Consider the following 18561-nt stretch of genomic DNA (forward strand, 5'->3'; position numbering starts at 1 on the left):
GCCGAAACCCTAAGAGCGCGATATACAGACGTTGATCCATCGAATGAACCAAACCGCCCACATATCTCTTCAGATATCAAATTTTCAAACAGCGTTGAGACAAAAGAAACTGAGATGCGCCCTAACTCATCGGCGCGCCCCGCCTCTAATACCTCGAATTCTCATCCGCCTCGTGATCCGAACATTCGCGTCTCCGCTGCCGTCCGCCCCGTCTGGCGCCCCAGCGGTGCGTCTCAGCGCCGCCGGTAGAGGGGGTTCTAAGGTTAGTGAGGCGAAGCCGCAAGCAGAAAGTTGAGAAAAGATGAGATTTCGGGGAACTTTTCGGCAAGATGCTGAAATGGCATGCTATTTCTATAGTGGCGAGCCCTGAGTTTCGCCGCGTTAGTAGCATACGGCTGCGCAGAACCCTCTTTGACCCGATGAATCATCCCGAGTTCAGCGCCATAGAGGTGGAAACTGGGTGAATCGCCTTGCGTCAGCGCGACTCGCTGAACACTCGCGCGCTGACGGCCCAGACGTGAGCAAACCCACAAAGAATAGATTGCCGCAGACCGACATAGCCTCAAAGGCACCGCCCTGCCTCTCGCGGATGCAGGACTTCGAAAAGAACGATACGCCGCGCGGCCTCGTCCCAAAATTTAAGGAAATGTGGCAGGGGCTGAGGGACTCGAACCCACGACCCTCGGTTTTGGAGACCGATGCTCTACCAACTGAGCTAAACCCCTATGCCGGTGGCTTGGGTAGTCGCAAACGGGCGGCGGATCAAGAGCAGATCTGCCCTTTCCGCCGATATTCTCTTCTTTGGGGAACATTGAGCGCTCAGCTTACGTTTTCCCGTCGAACAAAGCCCGAAATTGGAGGACGACCGATGACTATGAACAATCTCAAAGACGTTTACACCGACCAACTGCAAGACCTCTATTCTGCCTGCAAGCAATCGCTCGAAGCGACCAACGCTCTGGGCCGCGCGGCGGAGGACAAGGAACTTAGCGAAGCGCTGATCGACGGCAGTAATGGAATCGCCAAGGGCATGGATGTGCTGAAGTCCATCTGCGCGAAACATGACCTCGACCCAGAAGGCGAGCACTGCCACGGGATGGAAGGCCTTGTGAAAGAGGCGCATAAACATGTGCTGGAGGAAGATTTTGGCGACAGCGATGCCCGCGATGCCATGATCATCACGCAGTATCAGCGGATGGTGCACTATGCTCTGGCGGGCTACGGCTGCGTTGTCGCCTTCGCCAACCGTCTGGGCGAAAACGAAGATGGTGCACAACTTCAGGAGCAGCTTGATCACACCTATGATGGCGACCGCCGCATGACTGAGATCGCGACCAAAGGTGGCGTGAACGCTGACGCCGCTTGATTGCAGTTGAATTAGAGCGAGTGGAGCCGGCTCTTACGAGGGCCGGCTTTTTTGTTTCAGCGGGGTCGCACACCCCGCCAACGCAAAAGGCCGCAGCAAACGCTGCGGCCTTTCGATTCTTTCAGACGTCAGGCCCCGAAGGCCTGATCCAAAGATCACTCAGTGATTTTGGAAACGACGCCCGCGCCAACAGTCCGGCCACCTTCGCGGATCGCGAAGCGCAGGCCGTTTTCCATGGCGATCGGTGCGATCAGCTCAACGCCGAAGGACACGTTGTCGCCGGGCATGACCATCTCGGTGCCTTCTGCCAGCTGAACGGTGCCGGTCACGTCAGTTGTACGGAAGTAGAACTGCGGACGGTAGTTCGCGAAGAACGGCGTGTGACGGCCACCTTCCTCTTTGGTGAGGATATAGGCTTCGGCTTCGAACTTGGTGTGCGGTGTCACGGAGCCGGGCTTGCAGAGAACCTGACCGCGCTCAACGCCGTCACGCTCAACGCCGCGCAGCAGGGCGCCGATGTTGTCGCCCGCTTCACCACGGTCCAGCAGCTTGCGGAACATTTCCACGCCGGTGCAGGTGGTTTTCTTGGTGTCGCGGATGCCGACGATCTCGATTTCGTCGCCAACGTTGATCACGCCACGCTCGACACGGCCGGTCACAACGGTACCACGGCCAGAGATCGAGAAGACGTCTTCGACGGGCATCAGGAAGGGCTGGTCCACGGCACGCTCAGGTGTCGGGATGTAGGCGTCAACTTCGGCCATCAGCTTCTTGATCGACTCTTCACCGATCTCGGGCTTGTTGCCTTCCATCGCCGCCAGAGCGGAACCTGCAACAACGGGAATGTCGTCGCCGGGGTAGTCGTAGGAGGACAGCAGTTCGCGGATTTCCATCTCGACGAGCTCGAGCAGCTCTTCGTCGTCGACCTGGTCAACTTTGTTCATGAAGACGACCATGGCGGGGATGCCAACCTGACGGCCGAGCAGGATGTGCTCGCGGGTCTGGGGCATCGGGCCGTCGGCCGCGTTCACAACCAGGATCGCGCCGTCCATCTGCGCCGCACCGGTGATCATGTTTTTCACATAGTCAGCGTGGCCGGGGCAGTCGACGTGGGCGTAGTGACGGTTCTCGGTCTCATACTCAACGTGCGCGGTCGAGATGGTGATGCCGCGGGCCTTCTCTTCGGGCGCGCCGTCGATCTGGTCATACGCTTGGAAGTCACCGAAGTACTTGGTGATCGCCGCGGTCAGCGTGGTTTTACCGTGGTCAACGTGGCCGATCGTGCCGATGTTGACGTGCGGTTTGGTGCGTTCAAACTTTGCCTTTGCCATGGTGGCGCCCTTTTAATTGAGGGGCCCCAACGGGGACCCGAACCCTATCTGGCGGGCGATGTATTGGGTTCGAGCGGTAAAATCAAGCGAGACTTGCGTCTTGGCGCCACTTAAAGCCCACCGTGGGCCTGCCGCATCGGTCGGGCGCGCCTCGGCTATGGGCTATTTATCCTCTGGTTCCCCGGCGGGGGACAGGGCTGTGCCACCGTTGAACCACCCCTCTTCGCGGTTTTGCTTGACCAGATAGGTCTCGATCGCCTTCGCGGCGTTCTGGCTGAGGTTCTTCAGCTGCTCCTCGGCGGATTTGGTATAGCCCGAGCCCACCACCGGCCCTTGATCGAGGGATTCGAAGACGGTGATCTGATGCGGCTCGGGGTTCAGCTTCTTGTTCTTGGCGTCGTCCCAAACCGTGAGGTTAAGGATCAAGATTGATTTCGGCGCAAAGACCAACGGGATGCCCGGCTGCGCCAGCACATAGCCCTCGACGCTGATGCCGAAGTGGTAGAGGCGCTCGCCCTCGTAGCGATCAAAGCGTTCGGCGGTGGCGGCGCGCACGGCCTCGGCCAGTTCTTCCTTGCTGACCTCGCGGCTCAGCGGCCCCTTCTGGGCTTTGGGCGCCACCACGATATTGTGGTGCAGGTTAAAATCCCCCAGCGGGGTCGGCGCCTTGTCGAGGTCGGATGCCCCGTTGCAGGCGGCCAGCGTCGCGACGAAGGTCAACAGGGCAAGAACTCTCAGCATGGGCAATCCCTCAGGGGTGTTAAGGTTTCGAAAAGGGGTAGCCGATGGGCCAAAGGGGCGCAATCATTTGCCGCAGTTGCGCTGCCCCCGGGCCGGTCTATCTTGGACTGAGAGTGAGGACAGCAAGATGACCCAAGCCCGCCCCCTGCCCGTCCGCGTGCCGCTCGTTACCGAGCCTGTCAGCATGCTCGGCAGCCTGCAGATGGCGCGGCGCAACGTGCTCAGCATCATTCCCAAGATCGCCACGACGCAGCCCATGGTTTCGGGCAAGACCGGCAAGCGCTGGCATATGGTGATGGACCCCGGCGCGATCCGGCAGGTCCTCCTCGACCGGTTGGAGGATTACCCCAAGTCCGACGTCACCAAGAACCTGCTCCGCCCGGCCATAGGTGAGTCGCTCTTCATCGCAGAGGGCGCGCATTGGCGCTGGCAACGCCGCGCCGCCGCCCCCGTCTTCTCGCAGCGCAACGTGCGCAACCTCGCCCCCGTCATGAGCGCCGCCGCCGCCCGCTCGGCCGAGCGCATCGCCGCCGCCGGGCCGCGCGCGGTCAACATGCTGGACGAGATGGTGACCACGACCTTCGACGTGATCGGCGACGTGACCTTTTCTGGCGACGGCACCTTCGACCGCGACAAGGTGCATGGCGCCATCGATGACTACATCGCCGAGGCCGGCAAGATCAGCCTTTTCGACATCCTCGGCCTGCCCGACTGGCTGCCGCGCCCGGGGCGGATGATGTCCGGCCAAGCACTGAAGCAGATGAAGGCGATGGCCGATCAGGCGATCGAGGCGCGGGTGGCGCGCGGCCATGACGGCACGCCCGACCTGCTGGACCTGCTGCTCGAGGGCGAGGACCCCAAGACCAAGCGCCAGATGAACACCGGCGAGTTGCGCGACAACCTTCTGACCTTCATCGTCGCGGGCCATGAGACTACGGCGCTGACGCTGGCGTGGTCGATGTACCTGATGGGTTTCGACCCCGAGATGCAGGAACGTGCCCGGGACGAGGTGCGGGCCGTGCTTCAGGGCCGAGTCTGCACCGGCGAGGACGTGGATAAGCTGCCGCTGGTGCGGATGATCGTCGACGAGGCGCTGCGCCTCTACCCCGCCGCCGGGATCATCTCGCGCACGGCGCAGAAACACGACAGGCTCTGCGACCGCGAGATCCGGCCCGGGGACACGGTGATGATCCCGATCTACGCGCTTGGCCGCAACGAATTGCTATGGGAGGACCCCGACGCCTTCCGGCCTGAGCGTTTCGCCGACCGCAAGGCCATCGACCGCTATGCCTATCTGCCCTTCGGAGACGGGCCGCGCATCTGCATCGGGGCGAGCTTTGCGCTTCAGGAGGCGGTGATCATCCTCGCCACGCTGCTGGGGCGGTTCAAGTTCACGCCGGTGCCGGGCCGCGAGCCCAAGCCGGTGATGATCCTGACCCTGCGCCCGGAGGGCGGCGTTTGGATGACCGCCGAGCCGCTGGACTGACCGCGCCCCGAGGGGCGCGGGTGTTTCACGTGAATTTATTGTCGCGCGGGAAGCCGCGGGGCGCCATGCGGCCCGAACTTGCGCGCTTGCCGGTCCATTCGGCCAGATCAGCCTCGGTCCGCGTGCGGCCCGCCGGGTCCTGCCAAGTGAGACCCGCCTCGCGGGTGAAGGTGATGGCATCCGACAGGCCGCCGTCCTTGAACTTCTGCAGCCGCACGCCCTTGCCCCGGCCCATCTCAGGCAGTTCATCAAGGCCGAAGACCAGCACCTTGCGGTTCTCGCCCACAGTGGCGACGCTATCGCCGGTGACGGGGTGACAGACCAGCGCCGTGACCCCCTCGCCGCGCACGTTCAGCACCTGCTTGCCGCTGCGGGTCTGGGCCACAACGTCATCCTCGGGCACGACGAACCCGTCGCCCGCCGTGGAGGCCACCAAAAGCTTGCGCCCCGGCTGGTGGATAAAGAGCGAGACGATCTGCACCTCATTAGGCAGGTCGACCATCAGGCGCAGCGGCTCGCCCATGCCGCGCCCGCCGGGCAGGTTGGCGGCGGAGACAGTGTAGAAGCGTCCGTTCGAGCCGAAGACTAGCAGCCGGTCCGTCGTCTCGGCATGAAAGATGAAGCGCGGGCCGTCGCCGTCCTTGAACTTCAACTCGCGGTTCAGGTCGATATGGCCGGTCATGGCGCGGATCCAGCCCATCTGGCTGCAGACCACGGTGATCGGCTCGCGGTCGATCATCGCCTCGATCGGCACGTCCTCGACCTCTCCGGCGGTGTCGAACTCGGTCAGACGCTGGCCGCGTTTGACACCGTCGATCACCCAGTCCTTGCCGAACTGCTTTTTCGTCGTGCGCAGCTGGTCGGCAATGGTGGACCATTGCAGGTCCTCGCTTTCCAGCAGGTCTTCGAGGCCCGCACGCTCGGTCATCAGCGCATCACGCTCGGCCACCAGCGCGTCTTCCTCCAGACGCCGCAAGGACCGCAGGCGCATGTTGAGAATCGCCTCGGCCTGCACGTCCGACAGCCCGTTCTCGCGGCCTGCGTAGCTGTGCGGGATCGCGCGGGTGTCACCACTCTCGGCCAGCACGCCGGTGGCCTGCGCCTCGGCATCAGCGATGACCGCCAGTTTCGACACATCAACCCCGGCCAGCGGCGAGACATAGGCGGCCTCGTCCATGGCGCGGGTCAGCGTGTCTTGATGCGCACGGCTCCAGTCCTCGTACATCAACGCGGCCTTGGGGTCCTCGTCGTAGCGGATGATCTCGATCACCCGGTCGAGGTTCAGAAACGCCGTGATCAGGCCCTGCAACACCTCAAGCCGGTGGTCGATCTTGTCCATCCGGTGCCGCGAGCGGCGTTGCAGCACCTCACGACGGTGGTCGAGGAAAGCGCGCAGCACTTCCTTGAGCGAGCAGACCTTGGGCGTCTGCCCGTCGATCAGCACGTTCATGTTGAGCGAGAATCGCACCTCAAGGTCCGAGTTGCGGAACAGCATGCCCATGAGCACGTTCGGATCGACGTTCTTGGACCGCGGCTCGATGATCATGCGGATGTCTTCGGCGGATTCGTCGCGGATGTCGGCGAGAATCGGGATCTTCTTGGTCTGGATCAGCTCGGCGATCTTCTCGATCAGCTTGGACTTCTGGACCTGATAGGGAATCTCGGTGACAACAATCTGCCAGGCCCCGCGGCCCAGATCCTCGACCTCCCAACGGCAGCGCAGCCGGAAGGAGCCGCGGCCCGTGCGATAGGCGTTGGCGATGTTCTCGGGCGGCTCGACGATGATGCCACCGGTGGGGAAATCCGGGCCGGGGACATAATTTAAGAGCGTGTCGTCACGCGCATCCGGCGTCTTGATCAAGTGGATACAGGCGTCGCAAAGCTCGGCGATGTTATGCGGCGGAATGTTCGTGGCCATGCCCACGGCGATGCCCGAGGAGCCATTGGCCAGAAGGTTCGGGAACTGCGCGGGCAGCACCACCGGCTCGGTCAGCGTGCCATCGTAGTTTTCGCGGAAGTCGACGGCGTTCTCGTTCAACCCCTCCAGCATGGCCTCGGCCACGGCGGTCATCCGCGCCTCGGTGTAGCGCGAGGCCGCCGGGTTGTCGCCGTCGATGTTGCCGAAGTTGCCCTGCCCGTCGACCAGCGGGTAGCGCACGTTGAAATCCTGCGCCAGACGCGCCATCGCGTCGTAAATCGCGGCATCGCCATGCGGGTGATAGTTACCCATCACGTCGCCCGAGATCTTGGCCGATTTGCGGAAGCCCCCGGTGGACGACAGCCGCAGCTCGCGCATGGCGTAGAGGATGCGGCGGTGCACCGGCTTCAGCCCGTCGCGCGCATCGGGCAGCGCCCGGTGCATGATCGTGCTCAGCGCATAGGTCAGGTAACGATCCCCCAAGGCGCGGCGCAGCGGCTCGGACAGGTCATTCGGGTCGAGTTCTGGGGGTGTGCTTGTGTCTGACATGACGGGTCTTTTAGCCAAGCACGCCAAAGCGGGCAAGCGACAGATTACCCGCGAACGACTCGGCAAAATGGCCGCTGGCACGGTTTCAAGTGAGAAAAAAGCAATACTTTCCGGCTATGCGAATTCTTGCCAATCGGAAATGAACCATTCGCGAGGTTTCGCGTTGGTCTCTCAACAGCAACACGGTTTGACACGGGACGAGGAACAGCAAAAATGAAACGGTTCATCTTTTTGACATTTGGTTTCATGGGCTGGGCATTCTACGAGATGAGCGGCGGGGCCGACTTCGTGCCCGCAGGCTCGCAAACGGCCAGTGCCGAAGCGGCTGAGGCGGCCCTGATCGCCAGCGCCAACCCCTCTTCCAACCTTGTTACCGCCACCGCCGCGAACGCGGCCCGCAAGGCGGAAAGCCCGATCACCCCCTTCGCCGAAGGGACCCCTGCGCGTGATGCCACGGCAACCCGCGTGGCGCTGAACCTCACGACGCTGAGCGACCTGCCGCAGGCCAATGACGGGATGGTGCAAAAGGCCGTGGCAACCCCTGCGGACCGCGCCGGGGCGAAAGTGGTCAAAGCCAAGGCCGTCAGCGCCCCTGCGCCCAAGGTGGAAAAGGCCGCTTACACGACGACAAGTGCCAATGCGCCGACTGTCATCCCGAGCCTGATTGACGGCGCTGACAGTGGCGCGACCTTTGTCAGCACGACGCAGGCCGACATCCGCGAAGTCAACGGCACCCGCGTCAATGTCCGCGGCGGTCCGGGCACCAACTTCGGCGTGGTCGGCAAGCTCGGCAAAGGCGACGCTGTCGAAGTGATCGAAGACAACGGCGCAGGCTGGGTGCGTTTCCGCAGCGTCGATGGCAGCGAATCCGGCTGGATGGCCGACTTCCTGCTCAACAACGGCTAACTTGCCAATCCCATAGCATCGCGCGATGAAGGGCCTTTCACACGAAGGGCCCTTTGCATGTCTGCGACCCGCTCCATCCTCATCACCGGCTGTTCCAGCGGCATCGGCTATGCCGCCGCCCACGGCATGCGCGCCCGTGGCTGGCGCGTTTTCGCGGCCTGCCGCCAACAAGCGGATTGCGACCGGTTGCAAGCCGAAGGATTCGATGCGCCCCGCCTCGATTACACCGATGAGGCCAGCATCCAAGCGGCGCTTGCCCATGTGCTGGACCAAACCGGCGGTACGCTCGACGCGCTGTTCAACAACGGTGCCCACGCCACGCCCGGATTGGTCGAAGACCTGCCCACCGATGCCCTGCGCGAGATATTCGAGGCGAATTTCTTTGGCTGGCACAGCCTGACCCGCGCGGTGATCCCGGTGATGCGCAAGCAGGGCCACGGGCGGATCGTGCAATGTTCCTCGGTTCTTGGCATGGTGGCGATGCCGTGGCGCGGGGCGTATAATTCCACGAAATTCGCCCTTGAGGGGCTGACCGACACCCTGCGGCTTGAGATGCGCGGCACCGGGGTCGCGGTGATCCTGATCGAACCCGGCCCCGTCACCTCGAAACTGCGGATCAAGGCCATTCCGCGTTTCGAGCGCTGGATTGACTGGCAAAGCAGCCCCCGCGCGGCGGAGTATGAAAGCACCATGCGCCCCCGGCTTTATGACGACAGCGGCAAGAAGGACCGCTTCGAACTCCCGCCTGCAGCAGTGGTCGAGAAGCTGGTCCACGCCGTCGAATCCCCCCGACCCCGCCCGCGCTATTTCGTCACAACCCCAACGCATATCGGCGGTGTTTTACGGCGTATCCTGCCGACGCGCGCGCTGGACTGGGTCACCAGCCGCTGATTTTGGTTGCGCGGCTGCCCGGTGCCGCTACATCTCAGGCCAACGAAAGGACAGCCCATGCCAAATGATCCGTTTTTCGTGATCGTCCTGATCTCTGTCGTGGCGGTCGCCGTTGTGCTCCTGATGGGGCTGGGCGGCTTTGCCACCGGGGGCAAATTCAACAAACGCAACGCCAATAAGCTGATGCGGTGGCGGATCATCGCGCAGTTCATCGCCGTGCTGCTGATCCTTGCCTATGTCTATTTCCGAGGGGGCACGATCTGATGGTTGTACTGAACAAGATTTACACCCGCACCGGGGACAAGGGCACCACAGCCCTTGGCAATGGCGACCGTGTCGCCAAACATGACGCGCGGGTCGAAGCCTATGGCACCTCGGATGAGTTGAACTGCTTCGTCGGGGTGGCCCGGCTCGAAGCTAAGGGCGCCACGGATGAAGCGCTGGCGCGCATTCAAAACGATCTTTTCGATCTGGGTGCCGACCTTTGCCGCCCCGATATGGAAGCCGATAAGGATGCGGAATACCCGCCCCTGCGGGTCACCCAAGAACAGGTCGACCGGCTGGAGCGTGAGATCGACGTGATGAATTCCGAGTTGGAACCGCTGCGCAGCTTCATCCTGCCCGGCGGGCGCGCGCTGGCCGCGCATCTGCATGTCTGCCGCACCGTGGCGCGCCGCGCCGAACGGCTGGCGGTGTTGCTGGCTGAGCAAACGGCGGTGAACCCCGCCTGCGTGACCTATCTGAACCGGCTCAGCGATTGGTTCTTCGTCGCCGCGCGGATGGCCAATAACGCGGGCAAGGAAGACGTGCTTTGGGTGCCGGGGGCGAACCGAGCGTAAAATAGCGCTAACAGACGAAAAACCGGGAAAACGCCGCGTTCAAAACTGCCAACCTGCCGATTTTGGCCTGTTTTGATCCGATCCGCTTCGTTACACCCGTCTGGAGAATTAGGGAGACCGGGCCACCAGCCCGCGTCGCAAACTGAGGAGAGAGACCGCTCATGAAGGTACTGGTGCCTGTCAAACGCGTGATCGACTATAACGTGAAAGTTCGTGTCAAAGCGGACGGATCGGGTGTTGATCTTGCCAATGTGAAAATGTCGATGAACCCCTTCGACGAAATCGCCGTCGAACAGGCGATTCGTCTGAAAGAAGCCGGTCAGGCTGAAGAGGTCGTCGCCGTCTCCATCGGTGTGAAGCAAGCGCAGGAAACGCTGCGCACCGCCCTCGCCATGGGTGCCGACCGCGCGATCCTCGTGGTGGCCTCGGACGATGTGCACAAGGACATCGAACCGCTGGCCGTGGCCAAGATCCTCAAAGCCGTGGTCGATGAAGAGCAGCCGAGCCTCGTGCTCTGCGGCAAGCAGGCGATCGACAACGACATGAACGCCACCGGGCAGATGCTCTCGGCGCTGATGGGCTGGTCGCAAGCGACCTTTGCTTCCGACATCGCCATCGAAGGCGACAAGGCGAAAGTCACCCGCGAAGTCGATGGCGGCCTGCAGACCATCGAAGTCACCATGCCGACCGTGGTCACCGTGGACCTGCGCCTCAACGAGCCGCGCTATGCCTCGCTGCCCAACATCATGAAGGCCAAGAAAAAGCCGCTGGATGAAAAGACCGCCGAGGACTATGGCGTCGACGTCTCCAACCGCTTGGAAGTCGTGAAGACCGAAGAGCCCGCGGAACGCGCCGCTGGCATCAAGGTCGGCTCGGTCGACGAGCTTGTGGCGAAACTCAAAGAAGCGGGGGCTGTGTAATGGCTGTTCTTCTGATTGCAGAGATTTCCGACGGCGAACTGTCGATGGACGCAACCGCCAAGGCGGTGACCGCGGCCAAGCAACTGGGCGACGTGACCATTCTGGCGGCGGGCAGCTCTGCCGCGGCGGCAGGCGAAGCGGCGGCCAAGATCGATGGCGTTTCCAAGGTGCTGGTCGCCGAGGACGAGATGCTGGGCCACCGTCTGGCCGAAGCCACCGCGGCGCTGATCGTCAGCCTCGCCGGTGACTACGACCACATCGTCGCGCCCGCCACCACGGATGCCAAGAACATCATGCCCCGCGTCGCGGCGCTGCTTGACGTCATGGTGATCTCGGATGCTTCCGGCGTTGTCGATGCCGACACCTTTGAGCGCCCGATCTACGCGGGCAACGCGGTGCAGACCGTGAAGTCCAACGACGCCAAGAAAGTCATCACCTTCCGCACATCGACCTTCGATGCTGCCGGTGACGGCGGGTCCGCCTCGGTCGAGACCATTTCGGCAGCCGAGAATCCCGGCCTGTCCACATGGGTCGAAGACAAGGTCGCCGAATCGGACCGCCCCGAGCTGACAAGCGCGGGCGTGGTGGTTTCCGGTGGTCGCGGTGTCGGCTCCGAAGAGGACTTTGCCCTGATCGAGAAACTGGCCGACAAACTGGGCGCCGCCGTTGGCGCCTCCCGCGCGGCGGTCGATTCGGGCTATGCGCCGAACGACTGGCAGGTTGGCCAGACCGGCAAAGTGGTCGCCCCCGACCTCTATGTCGCGGTTGGCATCTCGGGTGCGATTCAGCACCTTGCCGGGATGAAAGACTCCAAGATCATCGTCGCGATCAACAAAGACGAAGAATCGCCGATCTTCCAAGTCGCAGACTATGGTCTCGTGGCAGACCTCTTCGACGCGGTGCCGGAACTAATCGAAAAGCTGTAAGGCTTCTCATATGAGACACCAAAGGCCCGCCGTTCTCGGCGGGCCTTTTTCGTGCATGTCCCTACCGGGAGCGTCAGGACATGCTTTGCAGCGCATCGGTCAAAGCGGCGGCGGCAGAGGCATGGGCCATCGGGCCCAGCATTTCCGACGCGGCCGGCGCCTCGAATTCACTGACCACCATGCCAGCGGTCGGCCCCCCTGAGGGGTCTTTGGGAGAGACGACCTCGATCTTGGCCGTGGCGTGCTGGGCCACCGCGTCCAACATTTCGCGTGTCACGAATAGCGGATCATGGCCCAACTCTCCCACCGGCTGCGCTGCTGTGGCGACCGGCGGGCGGTCGGCCAGCCAAAGCAGGAGCGTGCGCCCCTGTATCTGTCCCAACATCAAACGCATGCGCGCCATCCACGCCTGCTGAAGCTCCGCGCGCACCGCTTCGAACCGTTCGGGCGAGACCTGCATGAGGTGCGTCAGCATGTGCCGGTTGAAGTGGAACTGCGAGAAATCGACCTCGCGGTAGATCGTCTGCAACAGCGCGGAGGCCCCGACAAAACGGTCGTTCCGACGCCGGTGCACGGAATAGAAACGGTTGGTCATATTCTGCGCGCCCATGACCTGCACAACCGTCACATCTGCCTGCGAGGCGGCCTGCGCGACGAAAGGGTCATGGGCAAAAGCGTCGATCCCCGCGTTGGGAAAGCCGAAGTTCACGCAGGTCTTGCCGATCTCGGCCTCGACCCGCGCGGGAAACGGCTCTTCAATGAATTTGCCATAGGTCTCCGTCCCGCCGAGAAAGGCGATATAGGGCGCCTCCAACCTGCGGCGCGGGCCGCGAAACATCAGCTTTGACGTGCCGTAGCGGCATGGCAAATAGTCCAGAGGCGCTGGCCCCACTGCATCATAGGTCATCGAACCCACCTTTTTGTTCACCCAAAGCCAGATTGCACAGCAGGGGCTGCGATTCTGTTAACGGGCGAATTTGTCGTGAGATTTCGTAAACAGCTGCCCTTGCGGCACCCCCGCCACGCGCCCTATTGTGCGCCGAACTCAAGCAAAGGACAGGCCATGGACATCCAGACAATCGGTATCGTGGGAGCGGGGCAAATGGGCAATGGGATCGCCCATGTCATGGCGCTGGCAGGCTACGACGTGCTGCTGAACGATGTCAGCGCCGATGCGCTGGCCAAAGCAATGAAAACCGTGACCGGCAATATGGACCGCCAAGTCAGCCGCGAGAAGATCACCGCCGCCGACCGGGACGCCGCCATGGCGCGGATCACCACGACGCAGACGCTAGGCGATCTGGGCCAAAGCGATCTGGTGATCGAAGCCGCGACCGAGCGCGAAACAGTGAAACAGGCGATCTTCGAAGACCTGATCCCCCATTTGAAACCGACGACGATCCTGACCTCGAACACCTCGTCGATCTCGATCACCCGTCTCGCGAGCCGCACCGACCGGCCCGAGAAATTCATGGGCTTTCACTTCATGAACCCCGTGCCGGTGATGCAATTGGTCGAATTGATCCGCGGCATCGCCACGGACAGCGAGACTTATGACGCGTGCAAAGCTGTCGTGGACCGTTTGGGCAAGACCGCCGCCTCGGCCGAGGATTTCCCCGCCTTCATCGTGAACCGCATCCTGATGCCGATGATCAACGAGGCAGTCTATACCCTCTACGAAGGGGTCGGCAACGTCGAGTCGATCGACAGTTCGATGAAGCTGGGGGCGAACCATCCGATGGGGCCATTGGAGCTTGCGGACTTTATCGGTCTCGACACCTGCCTTGCCATTATGAACGTTCTGCATGACGGGTTGGCGGATACGAAATATCGCCCCTGCCCGCTGCTGACCAAATATGTCGAAGCCGGGTGGTTGGGGCGCAAGACGCAGCGGGGGTTCTATGACTACCGCGGCGAAAAACCGGTTCCGACGCGCTGAGTTGCGAGGGTGTTGGGGGCTCTGCCCCCATCGCGCCAGAGGCGCGATTCCCCCGAGGGTATTTTTAAAAGGATGAAGTTTAGTTGGTGAGCGCCAGAGTATGGGCGCGCAGCCAAGCCATGAAGCCGCGCGGGTCGTCGGCCCAGCGGTCGATCTCTTCGCGGGCGAGCGGGTGGCCAACGATGGGCCCTTGGGGTTTGTCGCAGGCGTGGGCGATTTCATGCAGCAAAAGCCCTTGGCGCAGCATCGGGCTGAGCCTGTTGGCGATCTGATAGGCGCGGCTGTTCTGGCCCGGGAATCGCATCGGCACCACCTGCGCACCGGAGCGGCGGATCATCTTGGCGGTGAAGACGTTCCATTCCGCTTCGACTGCCGGGCCCCACCAGCTTTCCGAGGCCGCGACGACGCCTGAGGGGAAGAGCGCCACGACGCCGCCTTCTTTGAGGTGGGCCATGGCCTTGGCGCGCATTTCCACGCCTTTGCGCTGCGCATCCGGGTCATGTGGGAAGGGCACCGGGATCATGTAGCTGCCCGCCACCTCGTCGATGGAGGTGAGCAGCGACCGGGTGAGGATACGGTAATCGGGGCGCACGCGGCCGATGAGGTCGGCGAAGATCATGCCGTCGACCATGCCGTGGGGGTGGTTTGCCACGACCACGACTGGCCCCTCTTTTGGGATGCGGTCCAACTGCGTTTGCGGAGTGGTGAGGTCGATGCCCATCGTGTCGAGCGCCGCGCGCCAAAAGGCTTGGCCTGAGGGGGTGCCGCGTTGTTCGAACTTACGGATCAGACGCAGAATTTTGAGCTTGCCGGTGAAAAGCTCCATCGCGGAGATCACCCGCGCCTTCCATGGGTCATCGAAGGTCGAGGCATAGGACAGGCTGCGGCGGTCGTATTTGGTGAAGGTCACCGTGCCGTCGCCTGTCTGGGCCGGCTCGGCCGCGATGTTTTGCACGTCTTCCATGGGGTCGGCGGATCCTTTTTCCCGCTTGGCGGGCCTAAAACCCTTCGCCGAACTTATCCGCCACGAGGGCGGTCAAAGCTTCGGCCAAGGCCTCGGCATCGGGGCCGGAGGTTTGGACATCGATGGTGGTGCCGCGCGACGCACCGAGCATCAAGAGCCCCATGATACTGTCGCCCGAGGCCGACATGCCATCCTTGCTGACTTCGGCGCGGGCATCAAACGCCTCGACCACCTCGACCAATTTGGCGGAGGCGCGCGCGTGCAGGCCTTTTTCGTTAACGATCTTTAAAGAAAATTCGGGCATGACGTCTTGGGGCCTTCTAACCTGCGCTGACATTCTGGCTGTCGATATACTTCTTACCAGCTTCGAGCGCGGCACGCACGGCATCGGGCACATCCATATGCCGCGATTTGGCGAGTTTGATCAGCATGGGGAGGTTCGCGCCGTAGATGATCCGGCGGTTTTCCGGGCGGCAGGCCAAGAGGCTGAGGTTCGAGGGGGAGCCGCCGAAAAGATCGGTGACAACCACCACACCGGCGCCTTGGTCCACCGCATCGGCGGCGCCGCAAATCTCGCGTTCTTTGTCGGCGCGGTCGTGATCGGCTTCGATCGCGATGGCGCGCACGCCGAATTGGGATCCCACGACATGTTCGATGGCGGCAAGATATTCTTGCGCCAGCCCCCCATGTGCGACGATGACGATCCCGATCACGGCTTGCTTCCTTCACGATGCTGACGGTCCAGCTCTCGATGCCTAATTGACACCTGCCAGCCCTGCTCTGCAAGGCGCAAAGCGTGATCTTCGGCCATGGCGACAGAGCGGTGTTGCCCGCCCGTGCAGCCGAAGGCGATGGAGATATGGGATTTGCCCTCTTCGCGGTAGGCGGGCAGCAGCAGGAGGCTGAGATCGAGCACCTTGTCGGCGAAATCGGCGTAGCGTTTGTCCCCCGCCACATGGGCCGCGACGGAAGGGTCGCGCCCGTCGCCGCGGCGCAATTCGGGCACCCAATAGGGATTGTTCAGAAAGCGGCAGTCGTGCACCACATCAACGCCGCGCGGAAGGCCCCGTTTGTAGGAAAAGCTTTGTACCGATACCGTCAGTTGGCGCTGCCCGCCGGGGGCGAACCATTGTTCGACCTCGGCGCGCAACTCGTGGACGTTCAGCGTTGTCGTGTCGATCAGCACGTCGGCACGGGCGCGGATCGGGTGGAGCAATTCCTGCTCGCGTGCGATCCCGTCGACGGGGCGGTCAGCCGGGGCCAGCGGGTGGCGGCGGCGGGTCTCGGAAAAGCGTTGCAGCAGCACATCAGGCGCGCAATCGAGATAGAGCAGTTCCGCGCGCCACCCCGGTTCAGCCGTCAGGCGGCCCATCAGCTCCAGCACGCCTTCGGTGGAAAAGTCCCGGTTGCGGGCGTCGATCCCCAAGGCCACCGATTGCGCATCGCCGGGGCGGTCAAGCAGCGCGGGCAGCAGCCGCAGCGGCAGATTGTCGATCGCCTCAAACCCCGCATCCTCCAGCACGTTGAGCGCAGAGGACCGCCCGGCGCCCGAAGGGCCGGTGACAAGGACCAACCGCCGCGGGGCGGGGTCTGTTGATGAGGTCTGACTGATCAATTCGGTTCTTCCACACCTGACATATACAGATGAATTGCTGCCGCAAAATGAGCGCTATCGCATTTGTGAAAACAGGGCAACGTGACACCCCGTAGCATATGGCTGTGCCCTTCGGGAAGGCGCCGGTCTTCGGTACGGGCCAGATCGACGACGAGGGCCAGCGGCACGGGGCCGTGATCCTCGGCCCGCAGAATGCCGACATAGCGCGCCTCGATCAGGCCGCGGATCGGCTCGGGGACGCTGGCGATCACCTGATCCCCATCGCGCATGATATCGGTGCGATCATCGGCCACCAGCTTGGCACCGAGGGCGATCAGTTGCAGGGCGAGGGCCGATTTGCCCGCGCCGGACGGGCCAAGGATCAGCACCCCGCGCCCATTGATCGCCACGCAGCTGGCGTGGAGGTTTTCGCGCTCGACGGTCATATCAGGCCCCGCGCCCGGGATTTAGGTGGGCAGCCCCACGACAAAACGCGCGCCGAGCGGTTCGGAGGTGATGTCGGCCTCGGTCGGGCGGATGTTCTCGGCCCAAATCACGCCGCCATGGGCTTCGACGATCTGTTTCGAGATCGCGAGGCCGAGGCCGGAGTTGTTGCCGAAATGCTCTTCCGGGCGTTGCGAGTAAAAGCGTTTGAAGATTTTGCCGAGCGCCTGTTCGGGGATGCCGGGGCCGGTGTCTTCGACCACGATCAACACGCGATTGGCACGTTTGCGGGCCCAGACCCGGATCGCGTCGCCGTCTTCGCAAAAGGAAATTGCGTTGGTGATCAGGTTCACGAAGACCTGCGCCAAACGGGCTTCCAGCCCATGCACGGTGATCGGCGCAGCGGGGAGGTCAGTGATGAAATCGATGCCTTTGGATTTCGCATCTTCGCCGAGGTACTGGCCCAGATTGCCCAGCATTTGCAGCAGGTCGAAGGGCTCTTCCTCTTCCTTGACCAGTTCGGAATCGAGCCGCGAGGCATTGGAAATGTCGCTCACCAAACGGTCGAGGCGGCGCACGTCATGTTCGATCACATCCAGCAGTTTCTCGCGCTGGTCGTCACGCTTGACCATGCGCAGCGTGCCCACGGCAGACCGGAGCGAAGCGAGTGGGTTCTTGATCTCATGGGCCACATCGGCGGCGAATTGTTCGTTGCCGTCAATCCGGTTGTACAGTGCCGAGACCATGCCGCGCAGCGCGCCTGACAGGCGGCCAATCTCATCGGGCCGCGCGGTCAGATCGGGGATGCGGATGCGGCCGGGGTTCATCTTGCGCGCGTCCTTGTCGCGGCCCAGTTCGGCAGCGGCAGAAAGGTCGGCCAGCGGATTGGCGATGGTCGAGGCCAGAACGAGGCTGAGGCCGATGGAGACGAGGGTCGCGATGACGAAAATCTGCAAGACGCGCTCGCGTTCGCTGCGCACAAGGCGGTCGATCTCTCCCGCCGCACTGGCCACGGCGACCACGCCAACGGGGGTGTCGCCCTGCATGATGGGGGTCACCACGCTGAAAAGCGTGCCGCCTTCGATGGCAAGCGTGCCTTCCAGTCGGGTACCGCTGGTCACGCTGGTGCCGACCATGCCGCGCAATTGCTCTTCGAGCGGCGGGGTGGCGGTAACCTCATCGGTGCTGAAGGGGGCCGAAACCCGGTCCCAAAGCCAATTCAACCCGTCGTTCAGCAAGGTCCGCTCACCCGCCTCGGAGGCGGCGAGGGCCTCGGCCACGGTGACGCTGCCTGCGGTGCGGGCGACCAAGGTTTCCGCCGTATCATAGACAAAGACTTCGATGCCGCCGCGCAGGTCCAGCCCGTCGAGCGTGGCAGCCACATCGACGCCATCGCCGGTGGTCAGGTTCACCGGCGCGCCTGCGGGCAGTTGCGCTTCGATCACATCGGCGATCAGCTCGGTCTCAGAGACCAGCGCCGCGGCGCGTTGCAGCGCCAGACTGTCGCGCGAGGAATTGAGGTAGAGGATCCCCGCCACCAGAACGCTGAGCGCGATCAAGTTGAAGGTAATGATCTTGCGCGTCAGCGGCGAGGACCGGAGCGAGAACAGCCCCCGCCGTTCGCGCTTGACCCGAATTTCATCCGGCGCGGCACTGTCGGGGGTGACCCAATCGTCCCCCAATACAACATCACCGTCCCTGCCAGCAGCCATGTCCCGCACAAGCTTCCTTTCGACCCGCGTTAACC

At 62.9% G+C, this 18561-nt stretch carries 20 protein-coding genes and 1 tRNA gene; 10 read left to right on the top strand and 11 right to left on the bottom strand.

Annotated features, from left to right (window positions below; all coding sequences use genetic code 11):
* Positions 1 to 649 precede the first annotated feature (649 nt).
* Positions 650 to 725 (bottom strand) — tRNA-Trp (locus tag FCK22_RS02875).
* Between the two features lie 143 nt (positions 726 to 868).
* On the opposite strand from FCK22_RS02875, the gene FCK22_RS02880 reads away from it, so the two are divergent.
* Positions 869 to 1366, top strand: coding sequence for a DUF892 family protein (locus FCK22_RS02880; protein WP_067260565.1), 498 nt, complete (start codon positions 869 to 871; stop codon positions 1364 to 1366).
* 155 nt (positions 1367 to 1521) lie between these two features.
* On the opposite strand, the gene tuf is transcribed toward FCK22_RS02880, so the two are convergent.
* Together tuf and FCK22_RS02890 are read right to left on the bottom strand one after the other, a co-directional pair.
* Positions 1522 to 2697: an elongation factor Tu gene (gene tuf, locus FCK22_RS02885; RefSeq protein ID WP_067260569.1), complete on the bottom strand. Its 1176-nt coding sequence runs from the start codon at positions 2695 to 2697 to the stop codon at positions 1522 to 1524.
* 162 nt (positions 2698 to 2859) lie between these two features.
* Positions 2860 to 3438 (bottom strand): hypothetical protein, encoded by a 579-nt coding sequence (locus tag FCK22_RS02890; RefSeq protein ID WP_067260571.1) that lies wholly within the window; start codon positions 3436 to 3438, stop codon positions 2860 to 2862.
* A 127-nt stretch (positions 3439 to 3565) separates the two neighbouring features.
* Here FCK22_RS02890 and FCK22_RS02895 point away from each other — a divergent pair, with 127 nt between their 5' ends.
* Positions 3566 to 4924, top strand: coding sequence for a cytochrome P450 (locus FCK22_RS02895; RefSeq protein WP_067260575.1), 1359 nt, complete (start codon positions 3566 to 3568; stop codon positions 4922 to 4924).
* A 25-nt stretch (positions 4925 to 4949) separates the two neighbouring features.
* On the opposite strand, the gene FCK22_RS02900 is transcribed toward FCK22_RS02895, so the two are convergent.
* Positions 4950 to 7391, bottom strand: coding sequence for a DNA topoisomerase IV subunit A (locus tag FCK22_RS02900; RefSeq protein WP_067260578.1), 2442 nt, complete (start codon positions 7389 to 7391; stop codon positions 4950 to 4952).
* Here FCK22_RS02900 and FCK22_RS02905 point away from each other — a divergent pair.
* From FCK22_RS02905 to FCK22_RS02935, 7 genes are all read left to right on the top strand, one after another.
* Positions 7381 to 7608 (top strand): hypothetical protein, encoded by a 228-nt coding sequence (locus FCK22_RS02905; RefSeq protein ID WP_136720206.1) that lies wholly within the window; start codon positions 7381 to 7383, stop codon positions 7606 to 7608. The genes FCK22_RS02900 and FCK22_RS02905 overlap by 11 nt on opposite strands.
* The gene (locus tag FCK22_RS02910) at positions 7605 to 8297 is read left to right on the top strand and encodes an SH3 domain-containing protein (protein ID WP_067260581.1); all 693 of its coding nucleotides are present in this window, start codon (positions 7605 to 7607) and stop codon (positions 8295 to 8297) included. Before FCK22_RS02905 ends, FCK22_RS02910 begins: the two co-directional genes overlap by 4 nt.
* Positions 8298 to 8354: 57 nt before the next feature.
* Positions 8355 to 9188, top strand: coding sequence for an SDR family NAD(P)-dependent oxidoreductase (locus FCK22_RS02915; RefSeq protein ID WP_067260583.1), 834 nt, complete (start codon positions 8355 to 8357; stop codon positions 9186 to 9188).
* Positions 9189 to 9245: 57 nt separating this feature from the next.
* Positions 9246 to 9452, top strand: a complete 207-nt coding sequence (locus FCK22_RS02920; RefSeq protein WP_067260586.1) for a twin transmembrane helix small protein — start codon at positions 9246 to 9248, stop codon at positions 9450 to 9452.
* Positions 9452 to 10027 carry a cob(I)yrinic acid a,c-diamide adenosyltransferase gene (locus tag FCK22_RS02925; RefSeq protein WP_067260588.1) on the top strand — a complete coding sequence of 192 codons (576 nt, stop codon included), beginning with the start codon at positions 9452 to 9454 and terminating at the stop codon, positions 10025 to 10027. The genes FCK22_RS02920 and FCK22_RS02925 overlap by 1 nt, the downstream gene beginning before the upstream one ends.
* Positions 10028 to 10188: 161 nt before the next feature.
* Entirely contained in the window at positions 10189 to 10947 is a 759-nt protein-coding gene (locus FCK22_RS02930; RefSeq protein WP_067260591.1) for an electron transfer flavoprotein subunit beta/FixA family protein, read from the top strand.
* Entirely contained in the window at positions 10947 to 11873 is a 927-nt protein-coding gene (locus tag FCK22_RS02935; protein ID WP_067260593.1) for an FAD-binding protein, read from the top strand. Before FCK22_RS02930 ends, FCK22_RS02935 begins: the two co-directional genes overlap by 1 nt.
* 73 nt (positions 11874 to 11946) lie before the next feature.
* Here FCK22_RS02935 and FCK22_RS02940 read toward each other — a convergent pair whose 3' ends face one another.
* The gene (locus FCK22_RS02940) at positions 11947 to 12780 is read right to left on the bottom strand and encodes a DUF6473 family protein (RefSeq protein ID WP_067260596.1); all 834 of its coding nucleotides are present in this window, start codon (positions 12778 to 12780) and stop codon (positions 11947 to 11949) included.
* A gap of 156 nt (positions 12781 to 12936) precedes the next feature.
* Here FCK22_RS02940 and FCK22_RS02945 point away from each other — a divergent pair, with 156 nt between their 5' ends.
* Entirely contained in the window at positions 12937 to 13812 is an 876-nt protein-coding gene (locus FCK22_RS02945; protein WP_067260598.1) for a 3-hydroxybutyryl-CoA dehydrogenase, read from the top strand.
* 79 nt (positions 13813 to 13891) lie between these two features.
* Here the strand turns inward: FCK22_RS02945 and FCK22_RS02950 are convergent, their stop codons facing one another.
* From FCK22_RS02950 to FCK22_RS02975, 6 genes are read right to left on the bottom strand one after another with little or no spacing between them, the layout of a single operon-like run.
* Positions 13892 to 14776: a lysophospholipid acyltransferase family protein gene (locus FCK22_RS02950; protein WP_067260600.1), complete on the bottom strand. Its 885-nt coding sequence runs from the start codon at positions 14774 to 14776 to the stop codon at positions 13892 to 13894.
* Between the two features lie 34 nt (positions 14777 to 14810).
* The gene (locus FCK22_RS02955; protein ID WP_067260603.1) at positions 14811 to 15080 is read right to left on the bottom strand and encodes an HPr family phosphocarrier protein; all 270 of its coding nucleotides are present in this window, start codon (positions 15078 to 15080) and stop codon (positions 14811 to 14813) included.
* A gap of 16 nt (positions 15081 to 15096) precedes the next feature.
* Positions 15097 to 15489: a PTS fructose transporter subunit IIA gene (locus tag FCK22_RS02960; RefSeq protein ID WP_067260606.1), complete on the bottom strand. Its 393-nt coding sequence runs from the start codon at positions 15487 to 15489 to the stop codon at positions 15097 to 15099.
* Positions 15486 to 16391, bottom strand: coding sequence for an RNase adapter RapZ (gene rapZ / locus FCK22_RS02965; protein ID WP_082851902.1), 906 nt, complete (start codon positions 16389 to 16391; stop codon positions 15486 to 15488). The genes FCK22_RS02960 and rapZ overlap by 4 nt, the downstream gene beginning before the upstream one ends.
* Complete coding sequence (locus tag FCK22_RS02970) at positions 16388 to 16816, bottom strand: HPr kinase/phosphatase C-terminal domain-containing protein (protein WP_067260609.1); 429 nt, start codon at positions 16814 to 16816, stop codon at positions 16388 to 16390. The genes rapZ and FCK22_RS02970 overlap by 4 nt, the downstream gene beginning before the upstream one ends.
* A 21-nt stretch (positions 16817 to 16837) precedes the next feature.
* Positions 16838 to 18526 carry a sensor histidine kinase gene (locus FCK22_RS02975; RefSeq protein WP_067260611.1) on the bottom strand — a complete coding sequence of 563 codons (1689 nt, stop codon included), beginning with the start codon at positions 18524 to 18526 and terminating at the stop codon, positions 16838 to 16840.
* Between the last annotated feature and the right edge of the window lie 35 nt (positions 18527 to 18561).

It is taken from the genome of Sulfitobacter sp. 15WGC (assembly GCF_005068605.1).
In the GTDB taxonomy this organism is placed as follows: Bacteria; Pseudomonadota; Alphaproteobacteria; order Rhodobacterales; family Rhodobacteraceae; genus Sulfitobacter; species Sulfitobacter faviae.